Source organism: Microbulbifer sp. TB1203 (genome assembly GCF_030997045.1).
In the GTDB taxonomy this organism is placed as follows: Bacteria; Pseudomonadota; Gammaproteobacteria; order Pseudomonadales; family Cellvibrionaceae; genus Microbulbifer.
This window is the reverse complement of the sequence record NZ_CP116899.1, coordinates 3412341-3426406: the sequence shown is the minus strand read 5'-3', so window position 1 is coordinate 3426406 and position 14066 is coordinate 3412341. Positions and strand designations below refer to the sequence as shown.

At 61.7% G+C, this 14066-nt stretch carries 15 protein-coding genes; 10 read left to right on the top strand and 5 right to left on the bottom strand.

Features of this window, described 5'->3' with window-relative positions; translation table 11 throughout:
• Positions 1–33 precede the first annotated feature (33 nt).
• The 5 genes from PP263_RS14320 to PP263_RS14300 all read right to left on the bottom strand — a co-directional run bounded on the left by PP263_RS14320 (position 34) and on the right by PP263_RS14300 (position 4592).
• On the bottom strand, positions 34–648 hold the full coding sequence (locus PP263_RS14320; protein ID WP_308364261.1) for a LysE family translocator: 615 nt from the start codon (positions 646–648) through the stop codon (positions 34–36).
• A 32-nt stretch (positions 649–680) separates the two neighbouring features.
• Positions 681–1430 carry an SDR family oxidoreductase gene (locus PP263_RS14315; protein WP_308364260.1) on the bottom strand — a complete coding sequence of 250 codons (750 nt, stop codon included), beginning with the start codon at positions 1428–1430 and terminating at the stop codon, positions 681–683.
• A 62-nt stretch (positions 1431–1492) separates the two neighbouring features.
• Positions 1493–2098: a hypothetical protein gene (locus tag PP263_RS14310; protein ID WP_308364258.1), complete on the bottom strand. Its 606-nt coding sequence runs from the start codon at positions 2096–2098 to the stop codon at positions 1493–1495.
• Positions 2099–2295: 197 nt separating this feature from the next.
• A complete protein-coding gene (locus PP263_RS14305; protein WP_308364257.1) occupies positions 2296–3447 on the bottom strand; it encodes a PilT/PilU family type 4a pilus ATPase in 1152 nt (383 codons plus the stop codon).
• 110 nt (positions 3448–3557) lie between these two features.
• The gene (locus PP263_RS14300) at positions 3558–4592 is read right to left on the bottom strand and encodes a type IV pilus twitching motility protein PilT (protein ID WP_183459060.1); all 1035 of its coding nucleotides are present in this window, start codon (positions 4590–4592) and stop codon (positions 3558–3560) included.
• An 86-nt stretch (positions 4593–4678) separates the two neighbouring features.
• On the opposite strand from PP263_RS14300, the gene PP263_RS14295 reads away from it, so the two are divergent.
• From PP263_RS14295 to trxA, 10 genes are all read left to right on the top strand, one after another.
• Complete coding sequence (locus tag PP263_RS14295) at positions 4679–5386, top strand: YggS family pyridoxal phosphate-dependent enzyme (RefSeq protein WP_308364256.1); 708 nt, start codon at positions 4679–4681, stop codon at positions 5384–5386.
• Positions 5379–6206: a pyrroline-5-carboxylate reductase gene (gene proC, locus PP263_RS14290; protein ID WP_308364255.1), complete on the top strand. Its 828-nt coding sequence runs from the start codon at positions 5379–5381 to the stop codon at positions 6204–6206. Before PP263_RS14295 ends, proC begins: the two co-directional genes overlap by 8 nt.
• A 153-nt stretch (positions 6207–6359) precedes the next feature.
• Positions 6360–6968, top strand: coding sequence for a YggT family protein (locus PP263_RS14285; RefSeq protein WP_308364254.1), 609 nt, complete (start codon positions 6360–6362; stop codon positions 6966–6968).
• Positions 6969–7105: 137 nt separating this feature from the next.
• Entirely contained in the window at positions 7106–9073 is a 1968-nt protein-coding gene (locus PP263_RS14280; protein ID WP_308364253.1) for a dynamin family protein, read from the top strand.
• A gap of 88 nt (positions 9074–9161) precedes the next feature.
• Positions 9162–10340, top strand: coding sequence for a homoserine O-acetyltransferase (locus PP263_RS14275; RefSeq protein WP_308364252.1), 1179 nt, complete (start codon positions 9162–9164; stop codon positions 10338–10340).
• A complete protein-coding gene (metW, locus tag PP263_RS14270; protein WP_308368617.1) occupies positions 10340–10930 on the top strand; it encodes a methionine biosynthesis protein MetW in 591 nt (196 codons plus the stop codon). The genes PP263_RS14275 and metW overlap by 1 nt, the downstream gene beginning before the upstream one ends.
• Before the next feature lie 68 nt (positions 10931–10998).
• The gene (locus tag PP263_RS14265; protein WP_308364251.1) at positions 10999–11451 is read left to right on the top strand and encodes a DUF4426 domain-containing protein; all 453 of its coding nucleotides are present in this window, start codon (positions 10999–11001) and stop codon (positions 11449–11451) included.
• Positions 11452–11525: 74 nt separating this feature from the next.
• On the top strand, positions 11526–12140 hold the full coding sequence (gene rdgB / locus PP263_RS14260; protein ID WP_308364250.1) for an RdgB/HAM1 family non-canonical purine NTP pyrophosphatase: 615 nt from the start codon (positions 11526–11528) through the stop codon (positions 12138–12140).
• Positions 12133–13359: a radical SAM family heme chaperone HemW gene (hemW, locus tag PP263_RS14255; protein ID WP_308364249.1), complete on the top strand. Its 1227-nt coding sequence runs from the start codon at positions 12133–12135 to the stop codon at positions 13357–13359. The genes rdgB and hemW overlap by 8 nt, the downstream gene beginning before the upstream one ends.
• Positions 13360–13459: 100 nt before the next feature.
• Positions 13460–13789, top strand: a complete 330-nt coding sequence (gene trxA / locus PP263_RS14250; RefSeq protein ID WP_308364248.1) for a thioredoxin TrxA — start codon at positions 13460–13462, stop codon at positions 13787–13789.
• Positions 13790–14066: the final 277 nt, after the last annotated feature.

The window sequence follows — 14066 nt, the reverse complement described above, 5'->3', positions numbered from 1 at the left end:
AGATGGAATAAAGCTAATTGTCAATGCTTGCTTTCAAGCCTTTGCCGCCAAAACGGCCCCGCCGCCTATAAGCACGCTGCCGCCAATCAGATTGACGGAACGGCTCGATGTCGATTTGCTTAGCAGGGTACTGGCCCTTGCCGCCAGGTACGCGTAGCCGAGCATGACACCGCCGACCGATAACGTTGTAACCAGCAGTATCGCGAATATTTCCGGGATAGAAAGGGCGGCCATGTCCAGGAAAGTGGGGAAAAAGCTCACGTAAAACAGTATGGCTTTCGGGTTGCTAAGGGTGGTGAGCAGGCCGATCAGCAGGTTGGACAGGTAAGACGTTTCCCTGACTTCCTCAATTTTCCCCACTCCCGACGGCGACCTGATCAGTTTGATACCCAGCCATATCAGGTAGGCAGCGCCGAGATATTTTATGGCCGTAAATACGCCGCCCATGGTCTCGGCAATAATGATCAGGCCGGACAGGCAAAGTAGAATAAATACATAGTCTCCCATCACTATCCCGAGCGCGGTCACAGCGCCGTGGGAAAAACCCGACGTCATGGACCGCGCAACCACGGCGACAACGCCCGGCCCGGGAATGATTGCCAGAAGCAGCATGGCGCTGAACAGGGCCAGTGCACTGGTGATAGACATGGCTCTTCCCTCAGTTGTTGAATGTTCCCGGCTTATCTGCCACCGGCGACATCGATAAACGAGCCGGTAATATAGGACGCCTCCTCACTGAGCAACCAGCCGATGGCCGCGGCCACTTCCTCCGGACGGCCGCCGCGGCCGAGGGGAATGCTCGCTTTCACCCGCTCGATTCGGTCCGGCTCGCCACCGTCGGCGTGCATTTCGGTGTCAATAAATCCGGGCCTGACGCCGTTTACCCGAATACCCTCATCCGCAACTTCCTTGCTAAGGCCGATGGTCAGTGTATCCACGGCTCCCTTTGTTGCGGCGTAGTCGATATATTCGTTGGGTGCACCTATGCGGCTGGCCGCCGATGAAACATTGACGATAGCGCCGCCGTTGCCGCCGTATGCGGTCGACATACGCCTGATGGCCTCGCGGCAGCAGAGCAGTGTGCCGGTGACATTGGTGCGCAAAAGCCGGTTGATCCGCTCCGCGGTCATATTTTCCACGCGGGTCTGGGGCAATAGCATACCGGCGTTGTTGACCAGTGCGGTTACCGGACCCAGCTGTCGGTCCAGCTCCGCGAACAGCTGCTCTATGTCCGATTCCTCAGAAATATCCGCCCGCACCGCAATGATCCTTGCACCGGATGCGCTCAGCTCATCGACCAGCGCCTCGGCGGTCTGTTTGCGCTCGCGATAGCTGATACAGAGGTCGTAGCCCCGGCGAGCCAGCAGGCGCGCAGTGGCGGCGCCTATGCCGCGGCTGCCGCCGGTAATCAGCGCGGCTCTCTTTTCCATGCTCATTTATTCCGGGCGCAAATAGAGATGTTCAACACATTTCGCAAGTCTGGATTTCCTGGCTAAATAAACTCGAGATCTAAATTAACGTAAATAGTTTCAACTGATCCATCTGAGCCTTTATGGATCCTAATTTCGTGAGATGGAAAGACATATTTATTGAAGTCATCCCGTCGGCCTTCACAGCATTGCTTGATAGCTAAGTCATCACGAGAAACCTTGACATTCCCGTTTGTTATTTTGATATCCCATAAGTCGATATCTGCGGAGTCTACAGTTTTAAATGCCGTGACAGCTTTGTTGAATTTATCGTCAATGCAAATGCTACCTATGCATCGCGGCAGTGGGGTGCTGGGCTTTCGGCAGATCGCCTTGGGCTGATTGGACTCTGCTGGCTTCTTTTCAAAAGAGAGGTTTCTAATTAAAAGTCCGGAAACTACACGCCTGCTATCCGGAAGTCTCCTGTTTGATGTATAGTCTTCAATGAAAAAGGTGACTTCTATGTCTTCTTTATCAGAGTAGCAGACCTCTTTAGGGTGGAGATATTCTCCAGGTGGGTCGAAAACTTCTACGGTTCCAAATTTTTCAAACAGTTCTTCTGTAATTGTGTTCTGCAAAGAGATATCGGCATAGGAGAGAAATGCAGATAATTCACTCTCTATTGCCAATGTGCGACATGAAAGGCATATCAGGAAAACGGTCGGAAGGATTTTCCTCACCGGATTTTGTCCTCCTTCTCCTTGGGTGACAAGGCGACGGAAACTGCTTTTCCGCTGCGAATATCAGGTTTCTACGCAATTTAGAAACGTGGCGCTCTGGTCTGAGGGCACACTTTAGATACAAGTGTGCCCTGTCTGTAGTCGGGTTAGTACAGCTGCGGCCCGCCATCTCCATACTCCGAATCATTCTGCAGGCTCAGCTCTCCCGCCGCGCTGTTCAGGTACTCGGCGTCGGATTCGGACTTGAGCTTGATCATCAGGCGCAGGTCGTTGGCGGAGTCGGCGTGGGCGAGGGCGTCTTCGTAGGTGATCTCGCCGCGATCGTAGAGTTCGTACAGGGCCTGGTCGAAGGTCTGCATGCCCTGCTCGTTGGAGCGTTTCATCAGCTCCTTCAGCTTGTGCACCTCGCCCTTGCGGATCAGGTCGGAGGCCAGCGGGGTGTTGATCATGATTTCCAGGCAGGCGCGGCGCCCGTCGCCATCGGGGGTGGGCACCAGCTGCTGAGCGACCATGGCTTTGAGGTTGAGCGACAAATCCATCCACAGCTGGCTGTGCCTGTCAGCGGGGAAGAAGTGGATGATGCGGTCCAGGGCCTGGTTGGCGTTGTTGGCGTGCAGGGTGCACAGGCACAGGTGGCCGGTTTCCGCGAAGGCGATGGCGTGGTCCATGGTCTCGCGGGTGCGCACCTCGCCGATCAGGATCACGTCCGGAGCCTGGCGCAGGGTGTTCTTCAGAGCGACCTCGAAGGACTCGGTATCCAGTCCCACCTCGCGCTGGGTGACAATGCAGCCGCGGTGCTGGTGCACGAATTCAATCGGGTCCTCGATGGAAATGATATGCCCTTTAGAATTTTCATTGCGGTGGCCGATCATGGAGGCGAGCGAGGTGGATTTACCGGTACCGGTGGCGCCCACGAAGATGATCAGCCCGCGCTTGGTCATCGACAACTCTTTGAGAATTTCCGGAAGGCCCAGGCCGTCGATGGTGGGAATCTTGGTCTCGATGCGGCGCAGCACCATGCCCACCAGGTTGCGCTGGAAAAACGCGGAGACCCGGAAACGGCCCACGTTGCGCACAGCTATGGCGAAGTTGAGTTCCTTTTTCTCCGCGAATTCCTTGCGCTGTCGCTCGTTCATGATGCCCACCACCAGTTCGCGGGCCTTTTCCGGGGTGAGGGAGGAGCTGCTGGCGGGCACGACTTTGCCGTGCACCTTGATGGATGGTGGCACGCCGGCGGTGATAAACAGGTCGGATGCACCTTTCTCTACGACCAGTTGTAACAGTCTTTCTATTTCCATTGCTCTACCACCGAATTATGTTTCGGGCCGCTGGCTTGGCCCTCTCCCCCAACCCCTCTCCCGCAAGCGGGCGAGGGGAGCTATTCTTTCGAGACCCGAGCCCCGGTTTTTTAAAAGTTCTCCGGCATCTTGGCTTTTTCACGCGCCACTTCGCGGGCGATTACACGCCGATCCACCAGGTCCTGCAGGCACTGGTCCATGGTCTGCATACCCACGTTGGCGCCGGTCTGGATGGCGGAGTACATCTGCGCGATCTTGTCCTCGCGGATAAGGTTTCGGATCGCCGGAGTACCGCGCATGATTTCGTGGGCTGCCACGCGGCCGCCGCCGTTTTTCTTGAGCAGGGTCTGGGAGATCACCGCCTGCAGGGATTCCGAGAGCATGGAGCGCACCATCGCCTTTTCCTGCGCGGGGAACACGTCCACCACCCGGTCGATGGTCTTGGCGGCGGAAGTGGTGTGCAGGGTGCCGAACACCAGGTGGCCGGTTTCCGCCGCGGTGAGGGCCAGGCGGATGGTTTCCAGGTCGCGCATCTCGCCCACCAGGATGATGTCCGGGTCTTCCCGCAGGGCCGAGCGCAACGCCTCGGCGAAGCCGTGGGTGTCGCGGTGCACTTCGCGCTGGTTCACCAGGCATTTCTTGGATTCGTGCACGAATTCGATCGGGTCCTCGACGGTGAGGATGTGTTCGTACTTGTTGTCGTTGATGTAGTCGATCATCGCCGCCAGGCTGGTGGATTTGCCGGAACCGGTGGGGCCGGTGACCAGCACCAGGCCGCGGGGGGTGTCGGAGATCTGGCGGAACACCTGGCCCATGCCCAGGTCGTCCATGGTCAATACCTTGGAGGGAATGGTCCGGAACACCGCGCCGGCGCCGCGATTGTGGTTGAAGGCGTTCACCCGGAAGCGCGCCACGCCGGGCACCTCGAAGGAGAAGTCGGTCTCCAGAAACTCCTCGTAATCCTTGCGCTGCTTGTCGTTCATGATCTCGTAGATCAGCGCGTGCACCTGCTTGTGTTCCATGGACGGCAGGTTGATGCGACGCACATCGCCGTCCACGCGGATCATCGGCGGCAAGCCGGCGGAGAGGTGCAAGTCGGAGGCGTTCTGCTTGGCGCTGAAGGCGAGGAGTTCTGTGATATCCATACTGCTACCTTTATTGTTCTCTCTACCTTATGGTTCCGGGGCCTATCGCGTAGAATCTGCAGCCCTTTCCACAAGCGAACTAGTATATGCGCAAAGCGGAGGTTGCCGAAAATCTGAATCGCGTGCGTGAGCGGATCGTCACAAGTTGCGCCGCCTGCGGCCGCGATCCCGAAGGGGTAACCCTGCTGGCGGTGTCCAAGACCCGCCCGGCGGAGGACCTGCGCGCCGCCTATGCCGCCGGCCAGCGGCACTTCGGCGAGAATTACCTGCAGGAGGCGCTGGCCAAACAGGCGGAACTGGAAGACCTGGATATCTGTTGGCATTTCATCGGCCCGCTGCAATCGAACAAGACCCGGGCAGTGGCGGAGCAGTTTCACTGGCTGCACAGCGTGGAGCGGCTAAAAATTGCCCAAAGACTGTCGGCGCAACGGCCGGCGGATATGCCGCCGCTGAATATCTGTCTGCAGGTGAATATCGACGGTGAGGAGAGCAAGTCCGGAATCGCGCCCGCGGGGGTCCCCGAACTGGCGGCGGCGGTGGCCGGGCTGCCCAACCTCAAGCTCCGCGGGCTGATGGCCATCCCCGCGCCGCGGAAGTCGGCGGAAGTGCAGCGCCGCCCCTTTGCGCAGCTGGCGGAACTGTTGCAGCGATTGCGCGCTCAACTGCCGGATCAGCCGCTGGACACCCTGTCCATGGGGATGTCCGGCGATATGGAAGTGGCGATCGAGTGCGGCGCCACGATTGTGCGTATCGGCACGGATATTTTTGGACGTCGGGAGGCTAAAATTGACTGAAGCTCGAATGGTATTTGTCGGCGGTGCCGGGAATATGGCCAGCGCGGTGATCGAGGGCCTGCTGGCGGACGGCTACCCGGCCGAACAGATAGTCGCCACCGGCCGCGACGAAGGGAAGTTGCAGGAGTTTGCCGGCCGCACCGGAGTGCAGGTGACGACAGACAACGAAACGGCCGTTGCCGGGGCGGATATCCTGGTGCTTTCGGTAAAGCCCCAGGCGATGAAGAATCTGTGCGAATCCCTGGGCGAAGTGGTGGCGCGGCGCAGGCCACTGATAGTCACCCTGGCCGCGGGCATCCCCCTGGCAGCCTACCGGCGCTGGCTGGGCGCGGGTGTGCCGGTCGTGCGCGCCATGTCCAACACGCCGGCGCTGGTGCGCACCGGTGCCACCGGGCTCTATGCCGCCGGTGATGTGAGCGAAACCCAGCGCGGGCAGGCGCAGCGTATCGCCGAGGCGGTAGGGATCGCCCTGTGGGTGGACAGGGAATCCGATATCGACCTGGTGACCGCGGTATCCGGGTCCGGCCCGGCGTATTATTTCCTGTTTATGGAAGCGATGATCGAGGCGGCGCAAAAGGCCGGCATGGCGCGCGCCGACGCCGAGCGGCTCACCTTGCAAACCGCCCTGGGTGCGGCCAAACTGGCCGCGGCCAGCGATGTGGATGTGGGCCAGCTGCGGCGCAATGTGATGTCCCCCGGCGGCACCACCGAGCGCGCGATCCAGTGCTTCCAGAGCGGCGGCCTGGAACAGCTGGTGGAGAAGGCCATGGGTGACTGCGCGGCGCGCGCGGCGGAGATGGCGCGGGAGCTGGATCGATAGAAATTCCGGACGAAAACTCTGATTAACGTCATTCCGGCGAAAGCCGGAATCCAGAAACCCTCGATTCCTCTGGACCCCGGCCTACGCCGGGGCGACGAAATGGACTTGTTCAAAGTTCCTAAGTTCGACGGGGATTATTTTTAAGGACTGGCAATGGTCAACACCTTCAGCAATATCGGCGTCTTCCTGTTCGCCACTCTGGGAATCCTCTACCTGTTCGCGGTGCTGCTGCGCTTTATGCTGCAGCTGGCGCGGGCGGATTTTTACAACCCGATCTCCCAGGGCATCGTCAAAGTTACCAATCCGCCGCTGCTGCCCCTGCGCAAAGTGGTGCCGGGGCTGTTCGGTGTCGATATGGCGTCGGTGGTGCTGGCGCTGCTGGTGGGTTGGGTGATGATCCTCGGCAGTGGCCTGCTCGCAGGGCTGGGGCTGATCAACCCTCTCTCCGCACTGTTGTGGTCGCTGCTCGGCTGCCTGTCGACGGTGGTGGCCGTGGTGTTCGTGGGGCTGCTGATCTCCATCGTCTTCAGCTGGATAGCACCGCACAGCGGCCACCCGGCGCTGATGTTGTTGCGCCAACTGCTGGAGCCTTTCTGCGCGCCGGTGCGCCGGCTGATCCCGCCCCTGGGGGTGATCGATATCAGCCCGATTTTCGTGTTCATCCTGCTCACGGTGGTGGACAAACTGTTGCTCGGTTTCGCGCAGATGGCCAATATGCCCGCCTTCGTGTATGGCTTGTTTTGGCATATTCCAGGCTTTTAATTCATCCCGCCTCGGGGTTCCGCGCACTGGGTCGCAAATCTTGCCGCCCGGAACCTCTATAATCGCCGGAATCGGCCGACAGCTGGCAATAGCTGGCCGGTTTCATTTAATGCAGTAAATAACAAGAACACCATTACATGGAAGACGCCATCTTGCGCCAGCATATCGCCGAATACGACCGCTGGAAAAAAAACCTCGACCAACAGTTCGCAGCATTCAACGGCTGGCTCGAGGCGCATTTCCCCAATTCCGCCGGTGCCCGCCAGGTGGTCCAGCAGGCCCGGGCGCTGCTCGCCGAGGACCAGTTCACCCTGGCCCTGGTGGGGGAATTCTCCCGTGGCAAGACCGAACTGATCAACGCGCTGCTGGCTCACACCTACGGCAAGCGGCTGCTGCCGTCCAAGCCCGGGCGCACCACCATGTGCCCCACGGAAATCTTCAGCGACGGCGGTGAGCAGGCCAGCCTGCGCCTGCTGCCCATCGAGACCCTGGCCACCAACACCAGCCTGGAGAGCTTCCGCCGCATTCCGCAGAAGTGGGTGACACACCACTTCGACGCCGACGATGCCGAGGCCACCCGGGAGGCGCTGCTCAAGGTGGCGGCCTGCAAATCGGTGACCCCGGAGGAGGCGGCCCGCTACGGTTTCGACCGCCGCCATCTGGACGGCAAGGGCAACCTGGTGCAGATACCCGCGTGGCGCTACGCGCTGATCTGCCTGCCGCACCCGCTGCTCGCCCAGGGCCTGCGCATTATCGACACCCCCGGGCTCAACGCCCTGGGCAACGAGCCGGAACTGACCCTGAGCACCCTGCCCAGCGCCCAGGCGGTGGCCTTTCTGCTGTCCGCGGACGCCGGCGTCAGCGGCACCGACCTGAATATGTGGGAGACCCACCTGGTACCTCTGCGCGAACATCGCGGCACAGCGGTGATGGCCCTGTTGAACAAAATCGATGTTCTGTGGGGTGACCCGGACGAGGACCCGGAGCAGCTGCTGCGGCTGATGCGCGCCCAGGTGGGCAAACTGCTGGCGCTGCCACGGGAGAGCGTGGTGGGGGTGTCGGCCAAGCAGGCCCTGCTGGCGCGCCAGCAGCAGAATCCGGAGCTGTTGCAGCAGAGCCAGTTTGCCAACTTCGAGAGGCTGCTGGTGCAGCGCCTGATGGAGCACCGCCAGAAAGTGGCGGAGCACCGTTCCCTGCACCAGGCATTGACCCTGATGGCGGACACCCGCGACCTGCTCAAGCGCCGTCTCAACAGTGGCCGCTCCGCGCTCAGTCATCTGCAGCGCAACAGCACCACCAGCGTCGAGCAGCTGACCGAGCTGGCGCAGCTGCAGCAGACGGTGCGGGAGCAACACAAGGCCTGCCACCAGGAGCTGCTGACCCTGAAATCCAGCCAGCGCATGCTGGCTCGCCAGCGCGCCTCGCTGCTGGCGCCGGTGTCCAGCCAGCAGCTGCAGCTGCTGATCGACGAAACCAGCCGCGCCCTGCACGAGCGCTGGACGCCGCTGGGTTTGGCCAGGGCCATCGACGGCTTTATGGAGGGAGTGGACCACCAGATGGCCAACCTGGAGCGGGAAGTGGTGCAGGCCAACCGCCTGGTGGATGCCATCTTCGAGCGCTCCTCCCTGAAGAACCTGAATGCCTGGGAGCAGCACCTCAATATCCACAGCTTCCGCATAGCCCTGCGCGGCCTGCACCGCCAGGCGGCACAGCTGCGCCGCTCCCCGCAACTGCTGCTGGCGCGGCGCGACCGCCTCACCGAGCGCTTTCTCGCCACCCTGGCCAGCGAGGTGGGGCGCCTCTACAGCCAGCTGATCTCCGCCGCCGACGGCTGGCTGGACCAGGCGCTGGAGCCGCTCAAGCAACATGTTCAGTACCAGAAGCACCTGCTCAACCGCCACCTGATCAAGCTCACCGAGCTGAAGCAGAAGACCCAGGTCAAGCGCACCGATCTGCGCGCGCTGGAGGAGGAAGTGCTGCGCAACAACGCCGCACTGGTCGCCCTCGAAGAGATGCTTACCCAGAGTACCTCCGCCCCGCAGCCGCTGGCCCCGGCGCCGCGGGCGAGCAACGTCACCCCGCTGAAGGCGCCCGCCAACAGCTGATTGTGCCCGCGATCACCGGCGCCGCCACTTTCGGCCGGCGCCGCTTTTCCCGTACACTTCCCGTCCTTTCAGTTTTGTGGATCGATTCGTGCCGTCGGAAACTGCCAGCCGCCCCAGCGAACCTCTGCCCGCCGACTCGGTGGGTGTAGTCGCGCCCCGCAGCCATACCTTCAGTGAGCCGTTGAGACTGGCCTGCGGCCGCAGCCTGGGGGACTACACCCTGGTATACGAGACCTACGGCGAACTGAATGCGGACAAAAGCAATGCGGTGCTGATCTGCCACGCGCTCTCCGGTCACCACCACGCCGCCGGTTACCACCGCGCGGAGGATCGTCGTCCAGGCTGGTGGGATCACTATATCGGCCCCGGCAAGCCCATCGATACCGACAAGTTCTTCGTGGTGTCCCTGAACAACCTGGGAGGCTGCCACGGCTCCACAGGCCCCGCATCCACCAACCCGCAGAGCGGCCTGCCCTGGGGGCCGGACTTCCCGCCGCTGCGGGTGCGGGACTGGGTGCACAGCCAGGCGCGGCTCGCGGATCTGCTGGGAATCGAACAGTGGGCCGCGGTGGTGGGCGGCAGCCTGGGGGGCATGCAGGCCATGCGCTGGGCGCTGGAGTACCCGCAGCGGCTGCGCCATGCGGTGGTGATCGCCTCGGCGATGAAGCTGTCCGCGCAGAATATCGCCTTCAATGAGACTGCCCGCCAAGCCATCACCTCGGACCCGGATTTCTGCGGCGGCCGCTACCTGGAAGAGGGCAAGCTGCCCCGGCGCGGCCTGGCGGTGGCGCGGATGATCGGCCATATCACTTATTTGTCCGATGACGGCCTGGGCAGGAAATTCGGCCGCGAGCTGCGCTCGGGTACTTTCCGCCAGGGTGTGGAAGAGCAGGTGGAGTTCCAGGTACAGAGCTATCTGCGCCACCAGGGGGACACCTTCTCCGCCAGCTTCGACCCCAACACCTATATCCTGATGACCCGGGCGCTGGACTACTTCGATCTGGCGCGGGAGTACGGCGACGATCCGGTGGCGGCCTTCTCCCACGCGAAGTGCAAATTCCTGCTGGTGTCCTTCACCTCCGACTGGCGTTTCGCCCCGGAGCGCTCGCGGGAAATCACCGCTGCACTGATGCACGCGAATGTGCCGGTGAGCTACGCGGAGATCGACAGCCCCATGGGGCACGACGCCTTTTTGCTGCCAAATGAGCGCTACCGGCGGGTGTTCGCCGCCTATATGGACAGCGTGGCAGCGGAGACGAAGATATGATGCGAGTCGACCTGGACGTGATCCAGAACTGGATAGCCCCCCGAACCCGCGTGCTCGACCTGGGTTGCGGCGACGGCATGCTTTTGCGGCAACTGGCCGACAACAAGCAGGTGAGCGGCTACGGCCTGGAGATCGATCCCGAGCAGATAGAACTGTGCGTGGCGAATGGCGTCAGCGTCGTGGAGCAGAACCTGGACGCCGGCCTGGGCAATTTCGCCGACGGCAGCTTCGACACCGTGGTGATGACCCAGGCGCTGCAGACCCTGCGCCAGCCGCACCTGGTGGTGCGCGAGATGCTGCGCGTGGGGCGCGAGTGCATCATCACCTTCCCCAATTTCGGGCAGTGGAAGGCGCGCTGGCACCTGGCGTTCTCCGGGCGTATGCCGGTGTCGGATTTATTACCCTACGAGTGGTACGACACGCCCAATATTCACTTTTGTACTTTCCGCGATTTCGAGGTGCTGTGCCGGGAGAACAGCTGGACTATCCTGCACCGCCAGGTAGTATCCGAAACGGCTGTGGGTCGCGCTTTCAAGGATTTTCTTCCCAACCTGTTCGGGGAGACGGCGATCTACCACCTGACTCGCTAAACTTTTGCCTAGGGGTGCCCAGATCTGGCCGCCACGAGGGGCCCATGAACGATAACAGGAGGTGAAGCGTGAAACGTATCCTAGCCGCAGCTGCCGCGGTGGCGCTGTTGTTCTGGTCTGTGAGCGCTGCTGCGCAGGAGGCCAAGGTCATCAAGAGCTACGAGGATTTCGGTGAGTACCGGGTGATCTACTCGGTATTCAACAGCGAGTTTATCAAGCCGGAGATAGCGCAGCGCTACCGGCTGGTGCGGGCCAAGGACCGGGCATTCGTGAATATTTCGGTGGTGAAGAAAGAGGGCGGCGCCCACGGCCTGCCCGCCGAGGTGTCCGGCAGGGCCACCAACCTGATCCAGCAGTCGCGGCCGCTGGAGTTTATAGAGATTCGCGAGGGCGACGCGGCCTATTACCTGGCGCCGCTGCGCTTCGATAACGAAGAGAACCTCAACTTCACTGTCTCCGTGACGCTGCCCAACGGCGACAAGGAGGAGGTGACTTTCCAGCGTAAACTGGAAAAAGACTGAGTATTCCCATCTGGGGACGGGCTGCAGCTGGGCAAAACGGCGGTCCTGTCGTTTTGGAGAGACAGAGAAAATCATTGAACAGAGTTGTATTGGCCAGCGGCAATGCCGGCAAGCTGAACGAGTTTTCCCAGTTGTTTACCAACTGGCAGATCCAGGTGGTGCCCCAGTCCGAATTTCAGGTGCCGGAGGTCGAGGAGACCGGCCTCAGCTTTATTGAGAACGCCCTGATCAAGGCGCGCCACGCCAGTCGAATCAGCGGCCTGCCGGCGCTGGCGGACGACTCCGGGCTGGCGGTGGACGCGCTGGACGGCGCCCCGGGCATCTACTCCGCGCGCTATGCCGGCGAGGGCGCCAGCGACGCGGACAACAACCACAAGCTGCTGCAGATGCTGGCCGACGTGCCCGAAGCCGAGCGCACCGCCAGTTTTCACTGTGCGCTGGCCTTTGTGCGCCGCTACGACGACCCCGTGCCGCTGGTGTGCATTGCGCGCTGGTGCGGGCGCATACTGGAAGAGCCCGCGGGCGAACAGGGTTTCGGCTACGACCCGTTGTTCTATGTGGAGTCCGAGGGCATGTCCTCCGCGCAGCTGCCGCGGGAAGTGAAAAACCGAATCAGCCACCGCGGCCAGGCGGTGCAGGCGTTTGCCACTCTGTGGCGCGAGCAGATGCAGTGTCCCGGTCGTGAATAAACTGCAGCTGCCGCCGCTCAGTCTCTATGTGCATATTCCCTGGTGTGTGCGCAAATGTCCCTATTGCGACTTTAACTCTCACCAGGCAGCCGCAGGCGCTCACCAGGTGGACGACGGGCTGCCCGAGGCGGAGTATGTGGCGCAACTAAAGCGCGACCTGCACAGCCAACTGCCCTCGGGCCAGGGGCGCCGGCTGGTGTCGATCTTCTTCGGCGGCGGCACCCCCAGCCTGTTCTCCCCAGCGGCCATCGGCGCCGTGCTGGAGACGGCGGAAAGGGAGGTGGGGTTCGCCGAGGGTATCGAGATCACCCTGGAGGCCAATCCGGGCACTTTCGAACAGGAGAAGTTTGCCGGTTACCGCGCCGCCGGGGTCAACCGCCTGTCCATCGGCGTGCAGAGTTTCGATCCGCAGCAACTGCACAATCTGGGGCGCATCCACACCGGCGACGAGGCAGTCGAGGCGCTGGGCATGGCGCGCCGCGCCGGGTTCGACAATATCAACCTGGACCTGATGCACGGCCTGCCAAAACAGACCGGGGAGCAGGCGCTGGCGGACCTGCGCCGCGCGGTGGAACTGGAGCCGGAACATATCTCCTGGTACCAGCTCACCATCGAGCCCAACACCGCCTTCTACAATGCGCCGCCACCCACTCCCGGCTCCGCTCGTATCGCCGCCATGCAGGCCGGTGGCCGCGAATACCTGGCGGAGCAGGGCTATGGGCGCTACGAAGTATCCGCCTACAGCCGGCCCGGACTGGCGGCCAGGCACAACCTGAATTATTGGTCTTTTGGCGACTATCTCGGCATCGGTGCCGGGGCCCACGGAAAGGTTACGCTGCCGGGCGAAGGGAAACTGGTGCGCAGTCGCCGCACCCGCGCGCCGCGCGACTACCTGGCGCTGCCTGAGGAAACTGCCGGCGCATTGGCGCCGCCCCGCGCTGAAGCCATCGCCCGGGATGAACTGCCGGTGGAATTCCTGATGAATGCGCTGCGCCTGGTGGACGGGGTGCCGCGGGAAACTTTCCCGGCGTACACCGGTCTCTCCCTTGCGGTGCTCGAACAGCGGTGGCCGGGGCTGCGGGCGATGGAGCTGGTGCAGCCCCTGGAGAGACGCATCGCGGCCAGCGCCTTTGGTTTCGACTATCTGGACGAGATACTGCAGCGTTTTCTAGTGTTAACAGACCCTGGCCTTGAAAGCCGCCGGCGCAATCCCCACTAAGGGGGAAGCCAATACCTTGCGGGGGCGGGCAGGCAGTCCTTATCATGTCTGAATACACCCGCGGACCGGGTCAAAGTAACTGTAAGAACAGGAAGCCAATATGAGCGAGCATGCAATCGTCAACGTGACTGACGCCGAATTCGAGGCCGAAGTAATCAAGGCCGAGGGGCCGGTGCTGGTGGATTTCTGGGCGACCTGGTGCGGCCCCTGCAAGATGATTGCTCCGGTGCTGGACGACTTGGCGAACCACTACGGCGACAAGCTGAAGATCTGCAAGGTCGACGTCGACGCCAACAAGGAGACCCCGGCCAAGTACAACGTGCGTGGCATCCCCACCCTGCTGCTGTTCAAGGGCGGCAATGTGGAGGGCACCAAAGTGGGCGCCCTGTCTCGCGCCCAGCTGACCGAGTTTATCGACAGCCAGCTTTAGGCTGCGGTCGCGACCATCCTGCAGAGGGCAAATAAATTTCCTTTGCAGGATGGCAAACTGCCGTTATACTGCCTAGTATTCTTGTAATCCAGACGAAGCAAGCACCGATTCTTAAACCGAGCTGAACAAAGTCGCCCCTCCACACGGTAGCCGTGTAGACCACTCCGGCGCACAAACTCCTCGAATCGAACTTATCCGTAGCAATTGGCTATAGCTGCCGGACGGGCAGTGCAACATGTGAGTTTGTCCTGGTGCGAGAGTCGAATGCGGCACCACA

Coding starts and splice junctions, on each gene's coding strand:
- PP263_RS14320 (WP_308364261.1), bottom strand. CDS start 648: ATGTCTATCACCAGTGCACTGGCCCTGTTCAGCGCCATGCTGCTTCTG.
- PP263_RS14315 (WP_308364260.1), bottom strand. CDS start 1,430: ATGGAAAAGAGAGCCGCGCTGATTACCGGCGGCAGCCGCGGCATAGGC.
- PP263_RS14305 (WP_308364257.1), bottom strand. CDS start 3,447: ATGGAAATAGAAAGACTGTTACAACTGGTCGTAGAGAAAGGTGCATCC.
- PP263_RS14300 (WP_183459060.1), bottom strand. CDS start 4,592: ATGGATATCACAGAACTCCTCGCCTTCAGCGCCAAGCAGAACGCCTCC.
- PP263_RS14295 (WP_308364256.1), top strand. CDS start 4,679: ATGCGCAAAGCGGAGGTTGCCGAAAATCTGAATCGCGTGCGTGAGCGG.
- PP263_RS14285 (WP_308364254.1), top strand. CDS start 6,360: ATGGTCAACACCTTCAGCAATATCGGCGTCTTCCTGTTCGCCACTCTG.
- PP263_RS14280 (WP_308364253.1), top strand. CDS start 7,106: ATGGAAGACGCCATCTTGCGCCAGCATATCGCCGAATACGACCGCTGG.
- metW (WP_308368617.1), top strand. CDS start 10,340: ATGCGAGTCGACCTGGACGTGATCCAGAACTGGATAGCCCCCCGAACC.
- trxA (WP_308364248.1), top strand. CDS start 13,460: ATGAGCGAGCATGCAATCGTCAACGTGACTGACGCCGAATTCGAGGCC.